Source organism: Idiomarina sp. OT37-5b, from assembly GCF_002968395.1.
Taxonomy (GTDB): Bacteria; Pseudomonadota; Gammaproteobacteria; order Enterobacterales; family Alteromonadaceae; genus Idiomarina; species Idiomarina aquatica.
The window spans coordinates 2,689,758-2,709,681 of record NZ_CP027188.1 but is presented as its reverse complement, the minus strand read 5'-3'; the positions used below and the strand labels follow the sequence as shown (position 1 = coordinate 2,709,681).

Sequence of the window (19,924 nt, the reverse complement as noted above, 5' to 3'; positions counted from 1 at the left end):
AAAACCCCCTTTTTCAAAAGTGTCTGGCGCCAGGGATGGCGCCAGTCAAGCCCTACAGGGACGTACTTGCGGGCGTCTTTTGAAAAAGGGGTTAAGATGCCCAGCAATCCTCCCCCGTCCGCTTTTGTGTTGCGCCAAAGGCGCAACCTACACGCCGTATTGCTCGCGGTAGGCTTGTACTTTTGGTAAGTGCTCGTTGAACTCCGGATCGTCTTTCAAGAATTCGATGATGTCATTAAGGCCAACGATAGAGATAATGGTCGCACCAAAGTCGCGTTCCACTTCCTGAATGGCGGACAATTCGCCTTTGCCCTTTTCCTGACGATCCAGTGCAATCAGCACACCGGCCAGGCTGGCGCCATTGGCTTCGACAATTTCCATGGATTCACGAATGGCCGTGCCGGCGGTAATGACGTCGTCCACCAGCATGACCTTGCCGGTCAGTTCAGCGCCGACCAGGTTACCGCCTTCGCCGTGGTCTTTCTTTTCTTTACGGTTAAAACAGTACGGCGTGTCCTTCTGATGATGGTCGTATAATGCTACAGCGGTTGCCGTAGCAATGGGAATGCCCTTGTAGGCTGGGCCAAAGAGCACATCAAAGTCGACATTTGCATCCATCAGTGCGGCCGCGTAGAAGCGTCCCAGCTTGGCAAGGTCCGAACCTTTGTTAAATAAACCCGCATTAAAAAAGTACGGGCTGGTGCGACCTGATTTTAACGTGAACTCACCAAATTTTAGCACGCCTCGCTCGATGGCAAACTCAATAAACTGTTTTTGATAGTCTTTCACTGTGTGACTCCTGACCGCTTACGCCAATGCCGATTTCTGGATATCAATCAGCTCTTTGATGCTGTGGCGGGCAATTTCCACCAGGCTTTGCATTTCATCGTAGCTGAAGGCTTCGCCTTCGGCGGTGCCCTGAATTTCAATAAACTTGCCGGCTTCGGTCATGACCACATTCATGTCGGTCTCTGCTTTTGAGTCCTCAATGTACTCGAGGTCGCTGACCGGTTCGCCATTGACGATGCCGACAGAAATGGCCGCAACCATTTCCTTTAATGGGTTCACTTTAATTAAGCCTTTGCTGCGCATGTAATTAATTGCATCGACCAACGCCACACAGGCACCGGTGATCGACGCCGTACGGGTACCACCGTCAGCCTGTAACACATCACAGTCCAACGTAATGGTGTTCTCACCCAGCGCTTTTAAATCGAGGCAGGCACGAAGAGAACGGGCGATCAGCCGTTGAATTTCCATGGTGCGGCCGCCTTGTTTACCACGTGCAGCTTCGCGCTGCGAACGAGTGTGCGTCGAGCGTGGCAGCATACTGTATTCAGCCGTTACCCAGCCTTGTCCCTGACCTTTTAAGAAACGTGGTACGCCCGTTTCAACGGTAGCATTGCAAAGTACTTTGGTATCGCCAAACTCGATAAGTACTGAGCCTTCCGCGTGTTTGGTGAAATTGCGAGTAATGGTAACCGGACGAATTTGTTGGGCAGTACGGCCGCTTGGACGCATGGCATCTCCTGTGATTGGCTTGAAGGTTTATGAGCACGTATTGTAGCAAATTCGTGCAGTTAATGGATCGCTTAACCTCCATCAACGTATTACACTATACGACAAGCAACGATGAGCGGGAGGCAGTATGTCGCGTTCAGATGACGAAGAGTTTGAATTGTTCCGCCAGGAAATGAACGATGTAACGCCCTTAGTCGGCGATGAGGTGGCCGATATCCGCACAGCGTTTGAGCCGACATTAGCGCAGAAGGAGCGGCGTCGGGCGGCGGAAGCGGAAGAACAGGAAAATGTGAATTTTCTTTCGACCGAATACGTTGAGCTGGTTGAGCCGGACGAAGTGATTGAATATCAACGTGATGGCGTGCAAACCGGTGTTTTTAAACGCCTTAAACAAGGCCGTTATGCGATGGAGGCAAGCCTGAATTTGCACCACCACACACTACGGGAAGCCCGTACAGCGGTGTTTAACTTCATTCAGGACTGTCACCAGGCTGGTATCCGTACCGCGTTGGTGATTCACGGCCAGGGCAAACACAGCAAGCCGCATCCGGCATTAATAAAGAGTTACACCAACAAATGGTTGCGCGAGATGCCGCCGGTATTAGCCTTTCACAGCGCGCAACGACCGCACGGTGGCCGCGGTGCAGTGTATGTGATGCTGAAGAAAAACGCCGAACAGAAACAAAAAAATCGCGAAAAACACGCGAAAAAATAAGGAAAGACCATGATTCAAAGTATGACGGGCTATGCTCGCTACGAACATAAAGCAGATTGGGGTACCGCAACGTGGGAGATACGCTCGGTAAACCAGCGGTATCTGGAAACCTTTTTCCGCTTGCCGGAAAACTTCCGTGCGTTGGAAAACACCCTGCGCGATCAATTCCGTAAAAAACTGCAGCGCGGCAAAGTCGAATGCAAGCTGTATGTCCACATGGACGAAACACGTCAGACCGAACTATCGATCAATAAAGAGCTGGCGAAAAGTGTTATTGCCGGTGCTAAATGGGTCAGTCAGCACGCGGCGGCCGGACAACTCAACCCGATTGACGTATTAAAGTGGCCCGGCGTGGTGAGCGCCGAAGAGCAGGATATGGACGCTTTGCAACATGAAATCTTGCAGGCGCTGGATAAAGCCACCGCTGACTTTATTGATAACCGCAAAAGCGAAGGCGCGGCCATTGACCGGATGTTGCAGGAACGCCTTGATGGTGTCAGTAAACAAGTAACTTTTGTCCGTGAACGTATGCCAGAAGTGATGAAATGGCAACGTGAGCGCTTACTAACCCGTTTCGAAGAAGCGAAAATCGAACTTGACCCTCAGCGCCTTGAACAGGAAATGATCATGCTGGCGCAAAAAGTCGACGTTGCTGAAGAGCTCGATCGTTTGGACGCTCACGTAGAAGAAGCCCGCAAAATCCTCAAAAAAGGTGGGCCGTGCGGACGTCGCCTCGATTTCATGATGCAAGAGTTCAACCGCGAAGCCAACACCCTCGCCTCTAAATCCATTAACGCCGACATCACCGCCGCCGCCGTGGATTTGAAAGTGTTGATTGAGCAGATGCGTGAGCAGATCCAAAACATAGAGTGATTTTCTAGTCTTTTTCATTGTTAACTTAAGATGCTGAAAATAAAAGATAAAATAAAAATTGGCTATTCAATCCTATTCAGTCATTTCGTAATTTCTCCGAATTAATGGTGAGTACAATGGTTAGTACTCACCACCTATTGACTTCAATTTGCTGGTGAGTACATTATTGTCTGCATAGCTAGCGTATGGAGACAGGTGTGGGTGCGTTAACGGTTAAACAATTAGATCGTTTGGTAAGGATCGGAGATCAAATCAAGATCTCCGACGGGCGAGGTTTGTACTTTGTGATTCCCAAGCGAGGAGAGCCCTATTTCAGCTTCAGGTTTACGAATCACTTAGGAAAACGGCGTGAAATGACCCTGGGTCAGTATCCAGCTCTTTCACTTGCGCAAGCTCGTAATGTTGCGGAGGAACATCGACATGCAGTGAGGCAGGGTCAGGACGTTATTGTTGAGGCGCAACGAGAAAAGTGGCTGCATTTACAGACTTGCGACGACGTTTTCAAGGACTGGTATGAGAATGATTTGAATGTTCGGCTGAAACATCCAAATATTCCCAAACGCCTTTACTCCAAAGAAATCTCACCGGTGATCGGTACATTAGCGGTTGGTGAGGTTACGGCGAGAGATATACGCGAAATCATTCGGCGAGTGCGTGAGTCCGGTCGGCCTTCAATCGCAAATGATGTTTTGATGTATGCAAAACAATTTTTTAATCATGCAATCCGCCTTGACCTCACACAAAACAATCCGGCTGCAGCGTTTCGAATCAGCGATGCAGGCGGCGTGGAAAAAAGTAGAGACAGAGTGCTTAGTTATAACGAACTGAAAGAGGTTTTACGCGTTATGCGCGAGAACCAAGCGAGTTTTGGGCATTCTAATTATTTAGCGGTTTGTTTGCTGTTACTTTTAGGAGTTCGAAAAAGTGAACTATTAGAAGCTAAATGGGAAGAGTTCGATCTGGATACCAGCGTTTGGGTGTTACCTTCGAACCGAAGTAAAACAGGAGTTTCGATTCGAATTCCATTGTCGGATTTAGTATTAGAACTGCTAAATCGGTTAAAATTCATGGCTGCAAATAGTGATTATGTTTTTCCCGCGCGTCGCTCATCGAAACGAGCATGCGTCAGCGGGGATACGCTGAATAGAGCAATTGCTGCGCTCTTCGGAATTTATTGGGGACGTGAGGTTAAGGCGAAAATTAAGAACGTAGAGTACTTTCGAGTACACGATTTAAGAAGAACATGCCGGTCATTACTCGCAGAACTGGGGGTACAAACGCATATTGCGGAGCGATGTTTAAATCACAAACTGCGAGGTGTTGAGCATGTTTACAACAGGCACGACTACTTTAACGAACGCCGTGATGCATTAGAAGTATTGGCGAAACATTTAAAGCCGATACTGTAATGTTGATAACGAAAAAATGGGGGTGTTACCACCCCCGAATTCATCACGAAAGCTCAAAAAACAGAATCAAGTCACTTAACAAGTACCTGTTTTTATTGTCGATTTTTCGCGGCTTAGGAGCTCTGTTTTGCGTTGTTAACCGGTACCAAGTTGATCTGCTGATTCCTGTCGCTGCTCGCCTTTGCTTCTCGTCGAGCAGCTTTTCGCTAACTTCATGCCGCCGCAAAGCATCAGCTCGCTGTTCTGGCGAAACATCAAAAATTACAGGCGCACGATTTTTAAATTTCGTCGTTGTCATATTCATCACTCCAGTTCTGCTCATCAAAGTCGTCAAAAGCCAGTTCGTCATGAAACTCGCGGTTTTCGAAAATGTATAAAAGTTCATCAAGTATTTCGTTTACACGTCGCATAGGCGCTTCTCCTCATTAACAGGAGAAATAATTTTGAACGAAAAAAACGAGAGTGATTTGAACAGAACCCCCGAATTCGCAGGGTCTAAATGATCAATGTTGATAAATCAGCTGAGTCTGGCTATTTATTAACCAAGTTGATGGCTTTTAGAGAGCACTGCTTTTTATAAGTAGTTTTAGAGTGAGAGGTGTTTTATGCCAGCAAGTTTAAAATTGACTGAACTAATAGCAGATGCTGCAAAGCAACAAGTGAAAATTGTTGCTGCGTCGCCGGACGGTAATTTCATCTCAATTAATGATTGCTCAGAAAAATTCTTTAAAACAGTTAAAAATCTTTATCTTGTTGGCTGCGAAAAGCACAAATTTGCATATTCAATGGATGATCCAGCAGCCGGGAAAATATCAACAGCAACGTTGTATCGGCGCATTGAGAAGTCTCAGTGCTTCTGCGCACTATGTCTTCGTGAGCAAAGCCAAGTCACAAAGGCGGTCGGCCACCTTGGTGCGCGAGTTTATCAAGCGATTAGATCCCACCCCATGGCGAGTAAGATTGAATGCTTCCACATACCAGACAGAAGTAGCATGACAGACAAAGAGTTAAAGCTTAATCTATGTTGTGTTGAGTGCTCTAAGCCCCATACGAAGACAGTTGCAGATGTTGTGAATGGTTATCGTTTAAAGCATGGTTTTGCTGTCTGTAAATCGTGCTCATGCGTTATGAGCACGGAACATTGGAAATACACACTAGAAGACTTGCAGAGGGCGGCCGCGGTACGAGGTATAAAGTTACTATCTGTGAAAACAAGGCAGCAGGGTCAGCTTGTGCCGGGGAGGGACAATTTAGCAACCAAAGTAAGTTCTGGTTATAAGTGTGCGGTGACCTGCGGGTATGCCGGTCATCAAAAACGATGGCAGAAAACCGTAAGCGTTTCCACCTTGCTGTATGGCGCTACTGGTTGTCCCTATTGTGCAGCCGTCGTTAACCACGTTGAGATGATCGGCTATGCGATAGTGAGCCAGTTTGTGTCTGAGGACGAAATCAAAATATTTGCTCGACCACATTGGCTCGAAGGTATGCACTTAGATCTTTATTTAGAAAAATTTCAGCTGGCGATTGAAATCGATGGTGCTCACCATTCAGATCCAAACGAGTATTATTTTAACACTAAAAACCTAAGGCGCGACGCACGGAAAAACCAACTCCTAGAAGAGCATGGAGTTCAACTAATTCGCATAGACCTGAAACCAATACAAAGCGCTCTGGCGAGTTGTTCAGGCAGGAAAAAAGTAGCAACAGCAATTTCACATTTCTTACCTATTCTGGCAAAAGCCGCGCCAGATGTGTTTGCGGCAAAAGATAAGATTGCTAAGAGTAAAGAAGGCTTTAAAAAGGCGGTATACGAGTGCTATGCAAGGCTAAACAGAGAACTCGTTCCCAATGTGTATGCGCGCAAAAAGAGAGCTTTTTTTGAATTTTGTGACAAAGTTGGAATTACCGTGGTTGGCGAGTATGTGAACGATTTTTTTGAGATAGAGGTTTGGTGTCCACACGAACATACAAGAAAACGCCGACCTGTAGATATCATGGCCGGCATGGGTAAACATTGCTGTAGAGTTTCGGCGAAAGGAACTAAAGCATCTGTTATTCGTGCGATTGAGTTGGCGGCAGACCGGGGCTATTTGATTGACTTTTCACGCAGTCAAATGGAGCTTAACGACGAGAGAATTCGTGCTACAACAGAGTTTTCAATAACCTGTAAGTGCGGTCAGAAATACTCTAATGCTGCCTCAATCAATGCTTTAAAAAACGGAAAATTCGGACTTTGCACGTGCTTTGAAGACAAGCAGGAACTATTGGACTGTTACGAGAAGCAGAAGGACGGCTGGAAATACAACTCCAAAATGATTCGACAAGTGGTGGAACCTGCCATTTTGCGCAGAAAAAAACTTGAAAAAATGGTGCGTGATGGAGAGTTCAGGTTGTTAGAGTATACGCTCGAGCATCCGAAAATGAATCGTAAAAAAATGGTCCGGATGTTAAACAATGAAGGCTATAAAATTACAGAACACCGTATCCGAACGATCTGGCAAAAGCTAAATATGCGGGCTAGAGAAACTATCCCGCGGCAACCGCTGTCACAATATGCTGCCCGTCTAAAGGAGTTGCATGCTAGTGAAAGTAATAAGGGCTCAGTGACTTCGTGAATTTTGGACGTTATTAAGATCGCTGGCGATTCATTCACAACGTGAATCGCCAGCAGATTCAAATGCTGTTGGAATAGTGATCCTTCCCCCCGAGGACAAGAATTCGCGTACGGTTGTATCATATTTAGTCTTGTTCATATTCACTTCATTGCCCGGTGACCTTCTATTTTAAGTCGTTACTGGTATTGTAGTTTGCATCACCTAGATTCAACTAAGTGCAGGGACAGAGCGTGGAAGAAAAGAACATTAACTACTGGCTTGTCGGAGCCTCACGCGGACATAGTGAGGATATGACGGATTATTTGGTTGAGAACGGCATTTGGGAATTTTGGCCTTCACAAAAAAGCCCGAACCGTTACGCCGATACAATAAAGTCTATGCAACCCGGCGATCGAATTGCGATCAAAGCGTCATATGTGCGCAAAAAAGACCTACCATTCGATAACCATAATAAGCCGGTCTCGGTGATGGGGATTAAGGCGGTAGGCACAATTACGAAAAATCGTGGAGACGGGCGAGTTGTTGAAGTTGACTGGGAACAACGGATCGAGCCACCTAAAGAATGGTTCTTTTACACATACCAAAAGTCGATCTGGAAGCCTGACTTTAATCACCCAAGACGGGGTGAGATGACCGAGCAGTTAATCGACTTTGTGTTTCATGGTCAGCCACAGGATCTAGATTATTTCCTAGAAAAGAGTTTTTGGGGTAAACGCTATCAACCAAGTGCGACTGATCAGCTAGTTGAAGAATTACCGCAGTTTTCGTGGGTACCCTTCTACGAGGAGTTCGCTAACAAACTGCTCCGCTTTAAGAACGATCGAAAAACCTTGCTAACAGGCATTGATAGGCTAATCCAGCAAAAAGAAACGCCATACCTGGAAATTCTATCGACTCCAAATGAAGATGGAACTCGAGAAATTCTGGATGATATTTGCCCATTTACAGTCATGGCGTCTTTTAACCGCTCGCTAACGAGTGAGAACCGTAAAGCAATATGTAATGCCTTAGGTGAGCTCATAGGAGTGGAAGCGCCTGTACCAGATGGGTTTGATGGTATTCCCATTATGAATAATCAGAAGTCGTGGTTCTTTTCGTCAAAGGATAAGCGTGATCCTGGCGATATTGATCGATTGTGGGATATTTTTGAGTCAGTGATCAATTACGCGGAGGCTTGTGACGAAGGTCGTGAAGATGAGTTAAAGCCGGCTTTTGGGAAGAAGTTTGACCGGGTAATACAGCAGAGAGGGCTTCGCTGGACACCGAGTTTTGGCTTTTACTGGGCTAGACCTAACCACTTTGTTCCTCTCGATCAAAATACGAGACGCTTACTGCAAGAACAGCTTGATATAGAGTTTCCTATCGACTCAAAGTACAAGGACTTTACAGGCCAAGATTATCTAAATTTGTTAGACCAGCTAAAAGCCTGGTTCACTGAAAGTGACGCTATCGCAAAGAGTTTCGTCGAGCTCTCTTATAAGGCTTGGAACGATGTAGATGATGAGCACGACCCGCTCGATTCAATCTGCGATGATGACGGTGATATAGAGCCAGAAGCCGAGCCTTATGATGTTGAGCGCCTGGTTGGTGAAGGATGTTTTATAGCTGCCGACACGTTAAATAGGATGGTTGAACGGCTTAGAGTTAAAAAGAATATAATCCTGCAGGGCCCACCAGGCACCGGAAAGACATGGTTATCGAAACGTCTCGCGTTTTGCTTAATGGGTGCACAGCGATTAAACAATATTGTCGCATTGCAATTTCACCCGACACTATCTTATGAAGACTTCGTGCGGGGATGGCGACCAAGTGCTGATGGCAAACTTCAACTAGTCGATGGGCCATTGATGAGAGCTGTAGAAACGGCCAAACGAAATCCCACGAAGCATATCGTAGTCGTTATTGAAGAAATTAACCGAGGCAATCCAGCGCAGATATTTGGAGAAATGCTTACGTTGATTGAAGCAAATAAACGTGAGCGCCTTTATGGTCTAGAGCTAAGCCATATGCGTGAAAAAGAAGCACCGATCTATATCCCAGCCAATCTTTATATCATCGGCACAATGAACAACGCTGACCGTTCATTAACGATGATGGATTATGCGCTTCGCAGGCGATTTAGCTTTTTTGATTTGGAGCCGGAATTTAATCAACGCTGGATTCACTGGTTGGTGCAAAAAGCAAAAATAAAAGAACAAGACGCTTATAGCATCGGTGAGCGGATGCGAGCACTGAACCAAATGATTGCAGATGACGATGCATTGGGAAAAGATTTTCTTATTGGACACAGTTATGTAACGCCAAAAGAACAAGCCTTGGCTGATGTCAACGAGTGGTTCGAAGAGGTTATACAAACCGAGTTGAGACCACTATTGGAAGAATATTGGTTTGACCGACCAGAACGAGTAGACGATGGTTTAAAACTCCTTCGAGGGAACAGTGATTAGTAAACCTTTGACTAACCCAGACGGTTATCAACCACGGCTAACACAGCACGGTATTCCAATCAGAAATATCTGGCTTCTGGTACTTTATGCATCGGAGTTCTACCGTGCCGGGTATTTGCAGTCTGTCGATCTTGAAAGTGTTGGTGATGACACGTCTGAACTTATTGCTGAAATTTTATGTCGCCAAGTTGAGCAACGATTACGGAACTCGCTCACTAAAACCTATGTTTCTCGCACCGAGTCGCTAACGCGGGTTAGAGGTCGTGTTGAACTTTTAAGAACGGAGCAGCAACAATTACTGCGTCAGGGTAAAGTAATGTGTACCTTTGAGACGCTGACTCTGAATACGCCCAGAAACTGTTTTGTTCGCGGTGCTCTTGAACATCTGAGTAACTTGTTAACCCATAAGAGCCTCGCTAAACGTTGTATTCAACTAAGTAAAAAAATGCGTTTGCGCGGGGTTATTGGTAATGCTCCGTCACTTAGACAAGTTTGGAAGGAGTGGTTCGGCCGACATGATAAAGCGGACCGAGTCATGTTTTTCGCAGCTAAGTTGGCTTACCAACTACGAATTCCGACAGAGTTGGAAGGTAGTTATCAACTTCACAATCCTACTCGTGATGAGCAGAGATTAAGGTATCTTTTTGAGAAGGCTGTGGCTGGCTTTTTTAATGTACGTTTATCTGAAACAAACTGGCAGGTGCATGCGGGTAAACAATTATCATGGCAGATCGATGACAGATCTCCAGGAGCCGATTCGATATTCCCAGGAATGAAAACAGATATTGTGTTAGAAAATCAGCAAGAACGGCGACGCATTATAATTGATACAAAATTTAATAGCTTACTGCGGCCAGGCTATCATAGGGCAGAGACATTGCGATCAGGCTACCTGTATCAGTTGTATACATACTTGCGTAGCCAAGAGCAAAACGAAGACCCCCTTTCCATCAATAGTGAAGGCGTGCTGTTACACCCAAGTACCGGTGTTGATATTGATGAATTTGTTTTAATTCAAGGGCACCGGATGCGCTTTATGACGGTAGATTTGGGGGCCGAGAGCAGTACTATAACGGAGCAGCTAACCTTATTGTTAGCTTAATCCTGGTACAAAATAGAAATTTTCTTGGTCACCCAGTCCAACTACTAGAAAGCACTTCTGCCTGCTTTAAAATCAGCTCGACGGCGGCTGGTGCGCGGTCGGGTGGGTACTTGTATCGGCGCAAGGTTCTGCGTACCAGAATTCGAAGTTTTGCCCGGACACTTTCCCTGACTTGCCAGTCTACCGTGGTGGATTTTCGTAGTTTGTCCGTAATTTCGACGGCAATCTTCTTCAGTGTGTCGTCGCCAAGTTCGCGAACAGCGCTTTCGTTTTCGGCGAGGGCGTCGTAGAACGCAATTTCATCAGGGTTGAGACCCAAGGCTTCATCACGAGCCAGCTCTTCCTGAAATTGCTTGGCCATGGCGATTAGCTCTTCGATGACCTGAGCTGTTTCAATGCCTCGGTTGTTGTACTTTCGCAATGTCTCTTGCAGGCGCTCAGCGTATTTCTTTTCCTGCACTACGTTGTTACGTGTCTTGGCTTTGATGTCGTCTTTCAGCAGCTTTTCTAGCAGCTCAACAGCAAAGTTCTTGTAAGGCATCTGGCGCACATCTTCCAGAAACTCGTCAGACAATAGACCGATGTTGGGCTTGTCCAGCCCGCACATGGCAAAGACATCAGACACACCTTCAGCGCGAACGGCATTGTCTAAAATTTGTTTCAACGCTGAGTTCTTCTCTTCTTGCGTGAGTTTTTTATCGACACTGGTGAACTTAGTAATGGCGGTTTTTACCGACGTTAAAAACGCCACTTCTTTTTGATATTTCTGCGCTTCGTCCAGTGTGCTACACAATGAAAATGCCTTGTTCATGGCCAGCACCGTGTCCAGAAAGCGTTTTTTGCCATCTTCCAGACTGAGTACATAGTTTGCCGTTGCCAGCAGCAATTGGTTTGGGTCGTCTTCGTAGCTCTTACCGTTATAATTGGTGTAATCAAAACCGTCCGCGTTCGGACCTTTGGCAAACATGCCATGAATGACATCCAGCTTTTCCAGGAGCAGTGCAAAAGCTTCCTCGGCGCTGTGTGTCGGTTGCCCTTTACCTTGCGAATCGGTGTAGGTTTTCAGCGCTTGTTTCAGCTCGTTAGCAATACCGATGTAATCAACCACCAAGCCACCGGGTTTGTTTTTAAATACGCGGTTTACCCGTGCAATGGCCTGCATCAAGTTGTGCCCTTTCATTGGCTTATCGACATACATTGTATGGCAACAAGGCGCATCGAATCCGGTCAGCCACATATCACGCACAATGACGAGTTTCAGCGGATCGTTAATGTCTTTAAAGCGCTTCTCCAGCCGCTTTTTGGTTTGCTTATTGTAGATGTGTGGCTGCAACAACGGCTTGTCTGACGCAGAGCCGGTCATGACGATTTTAATCGCGCCTTTTTCAGGGTCAGGGTCGTGCCAGTCAGGGCGTAACTTCACAATTTCGTTGTACAGATGCGCACAAATATCGCGGCTCATCGCCACAATCATGGCTTTGCCTTCAATGCTTTTTGCGCGGGTTTCGTAGTGGTTAATCAGATCTTCAGCTACTTGCGCCAAACGAGGGCCAGAGCCCACCAGTTTTTCCAAGCGGCTCCATTCGCTTTTGGTTTTCTCGCGGGCACTCACGTCTTCTTCGTCTTCGACTACCTCATCGACCTGCTCGGAGAGCTCTTCGATAACATCCTGATTGATGTCCAACTTGGCAAGGCGTGATTCGTAATAAATGGGGACCGTAGCGCCGTCGTCCACCGCGTCCTGAATGTCATAAATAGACACATAGCTACCGAAAACGGCGCGGGTGTCTTTATCTTCACTGGCAATGGGTGTGCCGGTAAAGCCAATGAACGAGGCGTTGGGTAATGCGTCACGCATGTGCTTGGCGTAACCAAACTTATATTTGCCATCTTTCTTCAACGTAGCTTTTAAACCGTATTGGCTGCGATGTGCCTCGTCCGAAATCACAACAATGTTGTGGCGATCATTTAAAATAGGATGGCCGTTTTCATCTTCCAGTAGCGCAAACTTTTGTACCGTGGTGAAAATAATCCCACCGGACTCACGCTCGGCTAACAACTGTCGAAGTTTGTCCCGATTATCTGCCTGCACCGGCTCTTGTTTGAGCAAATCTTTAGCGGCGCTGAACGTTGCAAACAACTGACCGTCTAAGTCATTGCGGTCGGTAACGACAATCAACGTCGGGTTATTCATTTGCGGTTGTTGCAGTAATTTTCCGGCGTAACAACACATGGAAATGCTTTTGCCTGAGCCTTGTGTGTGCCAGACAACACCGGCTTTTTTACTGCCGGGAACTACTTCATCCGCGTAGGTTGCGCGCTTCTCCGCAACTTCATCCAGACTTTGCTGCTCTGCTGCAACAATGGTGGCACGAACGGCTTCGCGTACTGCATGAAATTGATGGTAACCCGCTATTTTCTTAATGAGGTTGTCAGCGTCGTTTTCAAAAATCACAAAATAGCGAATGTAATCTAAAAACAGTTCGCGCTTGAAGAAGCCGCGCACCATGGTTTCCATTTCTTGCTCTAACGGGCGCTTATCGTCTTCGTTTAAGACAACGCGCCAAGGCATGTACCGTTCCTGATTTGCGGTGAGTGAGCCGACACGGGCATTAAATCCATCACTAATAATCGACGCTTCGTTGTAGGCAAACAGTTCCGGAATTTCGTCTTTATAAGTTTGTATCTGGTTAAACGCGTCCCAGATATCGACGTTTTCGGCGCTGGGGCTTTTAAGCTCGATAACCGCTACCGGTAAGCCGTTAATAAAACAGATAATGTCCGGCCGACGCAGTTGTTTTGAACCTTCAATAGTAAATTGATTAATGGCCCGGAAGCGATTGGCTTCCAGGTCGCCAAAATCCATTAAAAACGCGCGGTCATGAATGACTTTATCCTGCTTCTTGTATTCAACCGGTACGCCGTCAATAAGCAAGCGATGAAACTCACGGTTGTTAACAACACAGTCCAGGCTGTCGGGCTTGCGGACAACCGCAACAACTTGCTCGATGGCACTTTCGGGTAGGTGCGGGTTAATGCGGCGTAAAGCGGCTTCAAGATCAGCGAACAACAGAATTTGCTTATAATCGACCCGTTCCGGGTAGGGGCCGTCATGGGCAATGTCGGGACCATGGGCAATTTCCCAGCCATCCTCGGCAAACCATTCCAGGCATTGTTGTTCTAACTGGTCTTCGGTCATTCCATTAGTCCTTTAACTATACTTTGCCTAAATTACCTTAAAGTAATTGACAGGTAAAACATCTTGTTTATACTTATCCGTAATACGCCCGGCGCCTCTTCGCAACTTTGTTGTGTACGCGTCGGCTCTCATTTCAGGCCCCACACTGGCCAAGACTCCCAGTCATCAACTATCCCAAACTCGCTAATTCTTATTGCGTTATTTTCCGGTTCGGGGAAGCTTTCAACAATAGCCTCAAAGCGCTTATTCCATGCTGAATTAGGGCTTATTACTGCGAGCAGTTTTTGCATAAGGCAAAAGTAGAAGAATGGTCGTGAGTTATTTATCTTTTGCCAATGTTCGTAATGAGGAACGGGAGCTCGCTCGAGAACGTTGATGTTCCAAAGCCTACTGTGGTGAGCGCAAACATTACGTATAAAGTTTAAACTTCTTAACCATTTACTAAAATCATGGCCACTGGGAGCACCATACTTCTCAGCTATTTTATCTTGATGCTGTACCTTCATGCCTGAGTAAAGCATCGACATCATGCCGAAGTCCCACACTTCAATAGCAACCCAAATTGGTATTCCTTCATAGTTCTTTTTGTAGTGTTCAATAAATGGCTCTCGTCTAGCTCGCCATATGGCTCTTTCGTACTTTTCTAACCAGACTTGGTGCTCCGTTTTACCTTTTGCAGGCCCTTTCTTTTTAGCCTGTTTACTAAAGCGGCCATGCAAGCATTTTGGGTTCTCATGCGCATAACAGTCTATTTCGCCTAGTAAGTGAGCAATGTCGACTCGTACTGCCATTTCTATTCGTTCTAAGGCATCTAGCGCATGAAGCCGGAGTCGCTTATCGAAAATATATAAATCAACAATATCCCGAAAGTGCGAACCGTTAATAAACTCATCATGACGGATAGGTATATCCAACTCTGGGTTGAAGTGCGCTGATATTTTGCGAAAGGGATACCAATACCCGCTTAACCGGTAGTAACCTAGTTTTTCCAAGTAACTTCTTGCGATTTCAGGTTCATCAATCGTCATACCACGATCAGTAAGAAGCCCTAACTGCTGGTCTAATGATATCCATGGTTTTTGCTGTCGTGGCATATTTAGCAATCTCTGTGTGAGTCAAGTATGGACAACAGGAACGGTGACAAAAACCACGTGGTAAGCAGGTGTTCTGCCTTGTAACAAACTACCGAGAAATCCTCGATACTTGACCTTTTTCCTCGTTCGACGCCGATCATCGCGGGTTTTCCTCCTTGAATCTGTTCTGGTCTGCCAATCGCTCCAGCAGAGTCAACATAGCATCTTTTGGCCATAACACTGTCTTTTGACCTTTTACGGAGCGTGGCGTGTCGGCGAGCCAGGCACCGGCGTTATAGCCGGTAATGTCGGCTATATTCAGTCGATCGTAATAAAGTTGATGCTCGAACTCGTCTTTCATTCGGTTCAGCGTGCCCTGAACGGAGCGGCTACAGTCGCTATCAACTTGCAGTGGGCGAAGGTATTTATCGGCCGTTTCAAGGTGAACCTCATTAGCGCCGCATTTAAGCAGGGTATTCATAAAGGTATCGACAAAGCGGTCGTTCAGCTCAGCGAAGTCCGACTTAGTCAGCGCCGGCAACACCAGCGGGAAGCGTGTGCTGTCATGCGCTATTAACACGCAGTTTCTGCGTTGCAGCGTCACCAGATGACCATGCCATCCGCTTAAAGGATTGATATCAAGGTTGGGCTTTTCATACAGCCACTTGCTCATTGGAGTGACGGGTAGCGTACCCTCGCTGGTAAGCGTCAGTTTGTCGAAAAGTTTGCGAGTAGCGTGGAGTTTTATCATTAGTGGCACCAACAGCCCGGACTTTGCGCATCAAAGAAGAAAATTTCAGCGCGATTGTTGAGAACAATAAGTTTTTTATGAACCTTGTCTATTTCTTCTTGAAGTTGTGTTTGGTCTTTGTCGCCTTTGTGTATCGATATCGCTATTTTTCTGATTGAAGCTTTCTGGAGTTGTTCTACTATATGCTGATCCTGCTCGCTAAGCGACCATCCATAGATAACAAGACTTTTTTCTATACTTGGCAAAGACATATTTAAAACTCTCGAAAGGTATTTTGACTTCCTTATTCGTCGAACTTTCTCTGATGTGGAACCCTCACAAATGAATAACGGAACAGTTTCACTATCACGCCAAAACGTTTCGAGCTGCCTTAACTCATTAGCCGTTGGCAAAGATATTTTTCGTTCGTAATTACCCAACTTTGTTTTGTATAGCATCAAGCTACCATGCGGATACCAAATCTTTGATAAAGGCCTTTCTCCACCCTTTAACGAGTTACTACTAAATTCCCAAAGCATATGTTTGTCTAATGCGTCATCACTTATCAAGGCATTAAAGCCATCGGAAAAACTGTGAGTAGATTTGAGCTTTTGGCTTAGAGTTGCCCAATACAGAAGCAAGTCATAGTTAAGATAGAATATGTTTTTAAAACGACTTACGAAGTGACCGATATTAGCGACTTTTGACCATGTTTCATCAGTGGATGGATGTAAGTCTCGCACGGTTTTTATCAGGCTATTTCTTACATCCAAGTAGGCTTTACGAACGTCATTATCTCGTTTGTTGTAACCACTCGATAAGCATTCGTTTACATGGTCCGCTGTTATGAGGTTACTTAATACGAATTCGAAATCGCGATATTGTTTACTGAACTCTTCGAAAACATTCTGTACCTTTTTATTGATAAAACCATGTTGTATGGCTCTATCGTAAAGGCTAGAGTAGGAAAACCTGTTACTGGCAACCGCGATAGAACCGCCGTTACCAACAATCAAGTTATCTCCAAACTCGCTCGAAATATCACTCCATTGATAAATTGTTTGTTTCATTCCTAAAACCTTTTTGCTTTTAACCATTCTCGTCGATATCTATCTCGCCAGACAGCAGCTTGGGAAGTAACGTGTCTCTTATTCGTTCTAAATTCCGGTTCTCTTGGATGTTTTCATTCACCAAGTTAAATATTGGCTTTACCTGACTTTCATAAATTGCAATTAGGTCTTGTGATGGTAACGCAAATTCAAACTCTGGCACCGCATTTTTTGCTAAGTGAAGGACAGTCGTTCCCGTCGTATGAGATTGCATTTTGGACTGAAACGATTTCGATCTCGTTAGGCCGTACAGAAACGGTTTTAAAGGTTGCAGCTTTGGCCTAACTACGGCTACATCAAGAGAGACTACGAGACTGGAGTAGTTATCATCACCAACAACCATAGCAGGCTTTCCAATAACATCAGCCGCTTGAGTTACATCTGTGTAAGCTATGATTAAATCGCCTACTTGAACCTCTTGTTGTGGTTTATATTTACCTGTATAGGGCTTTAACCCATCCAACCTGTAGCCTCCTCCTCGATTAAACGATTTTAAAGTAACTAGAGCTGTATTAGATGGAGCCAATTCAGCGCTTTTATAGGACTTTCCTTTAACAACTTCGGCAACGTCTTTAATACAGTTTATATCCCACCCCTCTGGAATATCACCCAGTTCGCTGTCTTGCATGGCGGAGGGGAAGAGTTCGGCGGTGGTGCGGAGTTGGTTGTAGTGCTCCGGGCTGTCGGTTTGGAGCCGGGTTAGTTGCGCTTTGTCTTTGCCGGATATGGCTTGCATGGCGGCGAGTAGGGCGTCTTCATCGCTGCCGCCGGCTTCTAGTGCGTTTATTTTGGCTTTAACGGGCGCGAAATCGACAAACCAGCTTTTGAAGATGGCTTGGGCGATTTGTTCTAGGGTTTGGCTTGCTTGCTCGTTAATCCGAATTTTATTATCAATAGACTTGAGTATTTTGGCTATTTTTGTCTGTTCTTGTTTTGGTGGAATTGGAAGTAAAATCTTTCTCAATTCACTTTGCTTAATGCCTTTTACGGTTGAGCCTGAGGCACGAGCCTCTAGCTGTCCTTGGACATAAGGCCCTTGCATGACATAGCGTAGATAATCACTCTCTAAAATCTCTTTTGCGCCTCTAAGTGTCACTATACGCTGTGCGAGAGCAACGTTACAATCTTCCAGTTGGGCAACTTCTCCTAGTGGAGCCTCGGTTGTTACTACAACATCGCCAACCTGGGGCAGCCCACGAACCATCCATTCGTCGTAATCTTCTTCAGCGATAAATTCGGAAACGGGCAATATTTTTCCATTTTTTACGATTTTAGCCGTAATTAAAGGAATGCCCGTATCTGTTTTCTTGGGGGTCTTCCCTCTGTAGTCAATAAGCGCATCTAAAGCGTCGGCTAGCGGCAGCAATTGCCAATGTGTCGGGAAACTCCTACAGCTCATACCCAAGCCCTCCAAGATTACGCTTAATCTCAGCCTCCAAGCGCTCGCTTTCTGCAAACTGTTCGCTTAATTGTGCGGTTAGGCGTGCCATCTTTTCGTTGAAGGGTTCGCCGTCGTCTTCCTGTTCTTTTGCGCCTACGTAGCGGCCTGGGGTAAGCACAAAATCGTGCTTTTTAATGTCGTCTAAGTTAACGGATTTACAGAAGCCGGCGATGTCTTCGTAGCCTTCACCTTGCTGCCATTGGTGAAATGTATCGGCAACTTTGGCAATGTCGTCGTTAGTAAAGTCGCGTAATACGCGGTCTTTCATGTAGCCGAGTTCGCGTGCGTCAATAAACAAAAACTCGCCGCGGCGGTCGCGTTTTTTCTCGTTGCGAACCATGCCGTTGGCTTTGTCCTTGGTTAAAAACCAGATACAAGCCGGTATTTGGGTATTGGTGAATAACTGGCCGGGCAGGGCAACCATGCATTCCACTAAGTCTTCTTCAATGAGCCGCTTACGAATTTCGCCTTCGTTGTTGGTGTTCGAGCTCATGGAGCCATTAGCCAGCAAAATACCCATGCTGCCGGTTGGTGCCAGGTGGTGCAACATATGTTGTACCCAGGCAAAGTTGGCGTTGCCTTTGGATGGCGTGCCGTATTTCCAGCGCGCATCATCAGCCAACGACTCGTTCCACCAGTCTTTTACGTTGAACGGTGGGTTGGCCATGACAAAGTCGGCGCGAAGATCAGCGTGTTGATCGTTTAAAAAGCTGTCGGCGTTTTTCTTACCAAAATTAAAGTCGATACCGCGTATGGCCATGTTCATGGCCGCTAAGCGCCAAGTGGTCGGGTTGGACTCCTGGCCGTAGACCGAAATATGCTTTCGCTGCTCGGAGGCGTCGTAGTGTTGCTCTTTGGCGTGCTCTTCAATGAATTTATCACTGGACACAAAAAATCCACCAGAGCCCATAGCAGGGTCATACACACGACCGGAATAGGGCTGCAACATTTCGACAATCAGCGTCACGATGCTTTTTGGCGTGTAGTACTGGCCGCCTTGCTTGCCTTCAGCGAGTGCGAACTGACCCAGGAAATATTCGTAAACGTGACCGAGAATATCCTTGCTTTGTAAGTTAAGGCGCTCACCACCGAGCTCTGGTTTGGTGAATGAGGTGTCCGAGAAGGTGTTAATAAGACCAATGAGCTTCTCGTTTTCTAACTGATATTGGCTGATGCGGTTAAGAATGCCTTTGAGCTTGCTGTTACTTTTCTCGATTTCTTCCAAGGCGTAGTCGATAAGCCAGGACACAGAGCGCAATTTCACGTCGTTACCGGCATCGTCCTGCCACAAAACACTACCAATAGGCAGTACGGCTTTTTCTTTTAATGTGCTCCAGCGGGCCGCTTTGGGTACCCAAAACACGTTGGCTTCACGGTAATAATCGAGCACTTCCAGCTCTTCGGTTAAGGCTTCCTGGTACTCTTCGTCACTGTCGAAGTCATCGCGCGGCAGGTAGTAAAGGTTGTCTTCGTCGTCGGTTTTGAAAAGCTCAAGTAATTGCTCCTGACGCTCTTCAAAGGCGTCTGATACGTACTTTAAGAAAATAAGCCCCAGCACGACGTGTTTATAGTTGGCGGCATCTAAATTAGCACGCAGTTTATCGGCAGCTTTCCAGAGTTTGTCATCGAGTTGTTTTAAGAATTTTTGCTCGGTGTTGTCCATGTTTTACGACGTCCTTTTAAATGAATT

General features: G+C 46.2%; 16 protein-coding genes. 6 read left to right on the top strand and 10 right to left on the bottom strand.

All coding sequences use genetic code 11. The annotated features are described in order from the left end of the window. Positions 1-147 precede the first annotated feature (147 nt). Positions 148-789: an orotate phosphoribosyltransferase gene (pyrE, locus tag C5610_RS12715; RefSeq protein ID WP_105307487.1), complete on the bottom strand. Its 642-nt coding sequence runs from the start codon at positions 787-789 to the stop codon at positions 148-150. Positions 790-807: 18 nt separating this feature from the next. Beyond that, the gene (gene rph, locus C5610_RS12710; RefSeq protein WP_105307486.1) at positions 808-1,521 is read right to left on the bottom strand and encodes a ribonuclease PH; all 714 of its coding nucleotides are present in this window, start codon (positions 1,519-1,521) and stop codon (positions 808-810) included. A gap of 127 nt (positions 1,522-1,648) precedes the next feature. On the opposite strand from rph, the gene smrA reads away from it, so the two are divergent. The 3 genes from smrA (at position 1,649) to C5610_RS12695 (ending at position 4,518) form a co-directional block, all read left to right on the top strand. Beyond that, positions 1,649-2,236 (top strand): DNA endonuclease SmrA, encoded by a 588-nt coding sequence (gene smrA, locus C5610_RS12705; protein WP_105307485.1) that lies wholly within the window; start codon positions 1,649-1,651, stop codon positions 2,234-2,236. A gap of 9 nt (positions 2,237-2,245) precedes the next feature. After that, positions 2,246-3,109 carry a YicC/YloC family endoribonuclease gene (locus C5610_RS12700; RefSeq protein ID WP_105307484.1) on the top strand — a complete coding sequence of 288 codons (864 nt, stop codon included), beginning with the start codon at positions 2,246-2,248 and terminating at the stop codon, positions 3,107-3,109. Positions 3,110-3,306: 197 nt separating this feature from the next. After that, positions 3,307-4,518, top strand: coding sequence for a tyrosine-type recombinase/integrase (locus C5610_RS12695; RefSeq protein ID WP_262339883.1), 1,212 nt, complete (start codon positions 3,307-3,309; stop codon positions 4,516-4,518). 43 nt (positions 4,519-4,561) lie between these two features. Here the strand turns inward: C5610_RS12695 and C5610_RS13605 are convergent, their stop codons facing one another. Together C5610_RS13605 and C5610_RS13765 are read right to left on the bottom strand one after the other, a co-directional pair. Continuing rightward, positions 4,562-4,816, bottom strand: coding sequence for a helix-turn-helix transcriptional regulator (locus C5610_RS13605; RefSeq protein WP_158682702.1), 255 nt, complete (start codon positions 4,814-4,816; stop codon positions 4,562-4,564). After that, the gene (locus C5610_RS13765; RefSeq protein WP_262339882.1) at positions 4,797-4,928 is read right to left on the bottom strand and encodes a hypothetical protein; all 132 of its coding nucleotides are present in this window, start codon (positions 4,926-4,928) and stop codon (positions 4,797-4,799) included. The genes C5610_RS13605 and C5610_RS13765 overlap by 20 nt, the downstream gene beginning before the upstream one ends. A 195-nt stretch (positions 4,929-5,123) precedes the next feature. Here C5610_RS13765 and C5610_RS12690 point away from each other — a divergent pair, with 195 nt between their 5' ends. From C5610_RS12690 to mcrC, 3 genes are all read left to right on the top strand, one after another. Then, positions 5,124-7,133: a hypothetical protein gene (locus C5610_RS12690; RefSeq protein ID WP_105307482.1), complete on the top strand. Its 2,010-nt coding sequence runs from the start codon at positions 5,124-5,126 to the stop codon at positions 7,131-7,133. 230 nt (positions 7,134-7,363) lie between these two features. After that, complete coding sequence (locus C5610_RS12685) at positions 7,364-9,580, top strand: McrB family protein (protein WP_105307481.1); 2,217 nt, start codon at positions 7,364-7,366, stop codon at positions 9,578-9,580. Further along, positions 9,573-10,682, top strand: coding sequence for a 5-methylcytosine-specific restriction endonuclease system specificity protein McrC (mcrC, locus tag C5610_RS12680; RefSeq protein ID WP_222842998.1), 1,110 nt, complete (start codon positions 9,573-9,575; stop codon positions 10,680-10,682). The genes C5610_RS12685 and mcrC overlap by 8 nt, the downstream gene beginning before the upstream one ends. A gap of 28 nt (positions 10,683-10,710) precedes the next feature. Here the strand turns inward: mcrC and C5610_RS12675 are convergent, their stop codons facing one another. The 6 genes from C5610_RS12675 to C5610_RS12650 all read right to left on the bottom strand — a co-directional run bounded on the left by C5610_RS12675 (position 10,711) and on the right by C5610_RS12650 (position 19,897). After that, the gene (locus C5610_RS12675; protein WP_105307480.1) at positions 10,711-13,881 is read right to left on the bottom strand and encodes a type I restriction endonuclease subunit R; all 3,171 of its coding nucleotides are present in this window, start codon (positions 13,879-13,881) and stop codon (positions 10,711-10,713) included. Between the two features lie 128 nt (positions 13,882-14,009). Next, positions 14,010-14,975 carry an Abi family protein gene (locus C5610_RS12670; RefSeq protein WP_105307479.1) on the bottom strand — a complete coding sequence of 322 codons (966 nt, stop codon included), beginning with the start codon at positions 14,973-14,975 and terminating at the stop codon, positions 14,010-14,012. 136 nt (positions 14,976-15,111) lie between these two features. Then, positions 15,112-15,705, bottom strand: a complete 594-nt coding sequence (locus C5610_RS12665; protein ID WP_105307478.1) for a DUF6933 domain-containing protein — start codon at positions 15,703-15,705, stop codon at positions 15,112-15,114. After that, the gene (locus C5610_RS12660; protein ID WP_158682701.1) at positions 15,705-16,754 is read right to left on the bottom strand and encodes a DUF4917 family protein; all 1,050 of its coding nucleotides are present in this window, start codon (positions 16,752-16,754) and stop codon (positions 15,705-15,707) included. The genes C5610_RS12665 and C5610_RS12660 overlap by 1 nt, the downstream gene beginning before the upstream one ends. Before the next feature lie 19 nt (positions 16,755-16,773). After that, positions 16,774-18,192 carry a restriction endonuclease subunit S gene (locus C5610_RS12655; protein WP_105307476.1) on the bottom strand — a complete coding sequence of 473 codons (1,419 nt, stop codon included), beginning with the start codon at positions 18,190-18,192 and terminating at the stop codon, positions 16,774-16,776. Next, positions 18,182-19,897, bottom strand: a complete 1,716-nt coding sequence (locus tag C5610_RS12650; RefSeq protein WP_105307475.1) for a type I restriction-modification system subunit M — start codon at positions 19,895-19,897, stop codon at positions 18,182-18,184. The genes C5610_RS12655 and C5610_RS12650 overlap by 11 nt, the downstream gene beginning before the upstream one ends. Positions 19,898-19,924 lie beyond the last annotated feature (27 nt).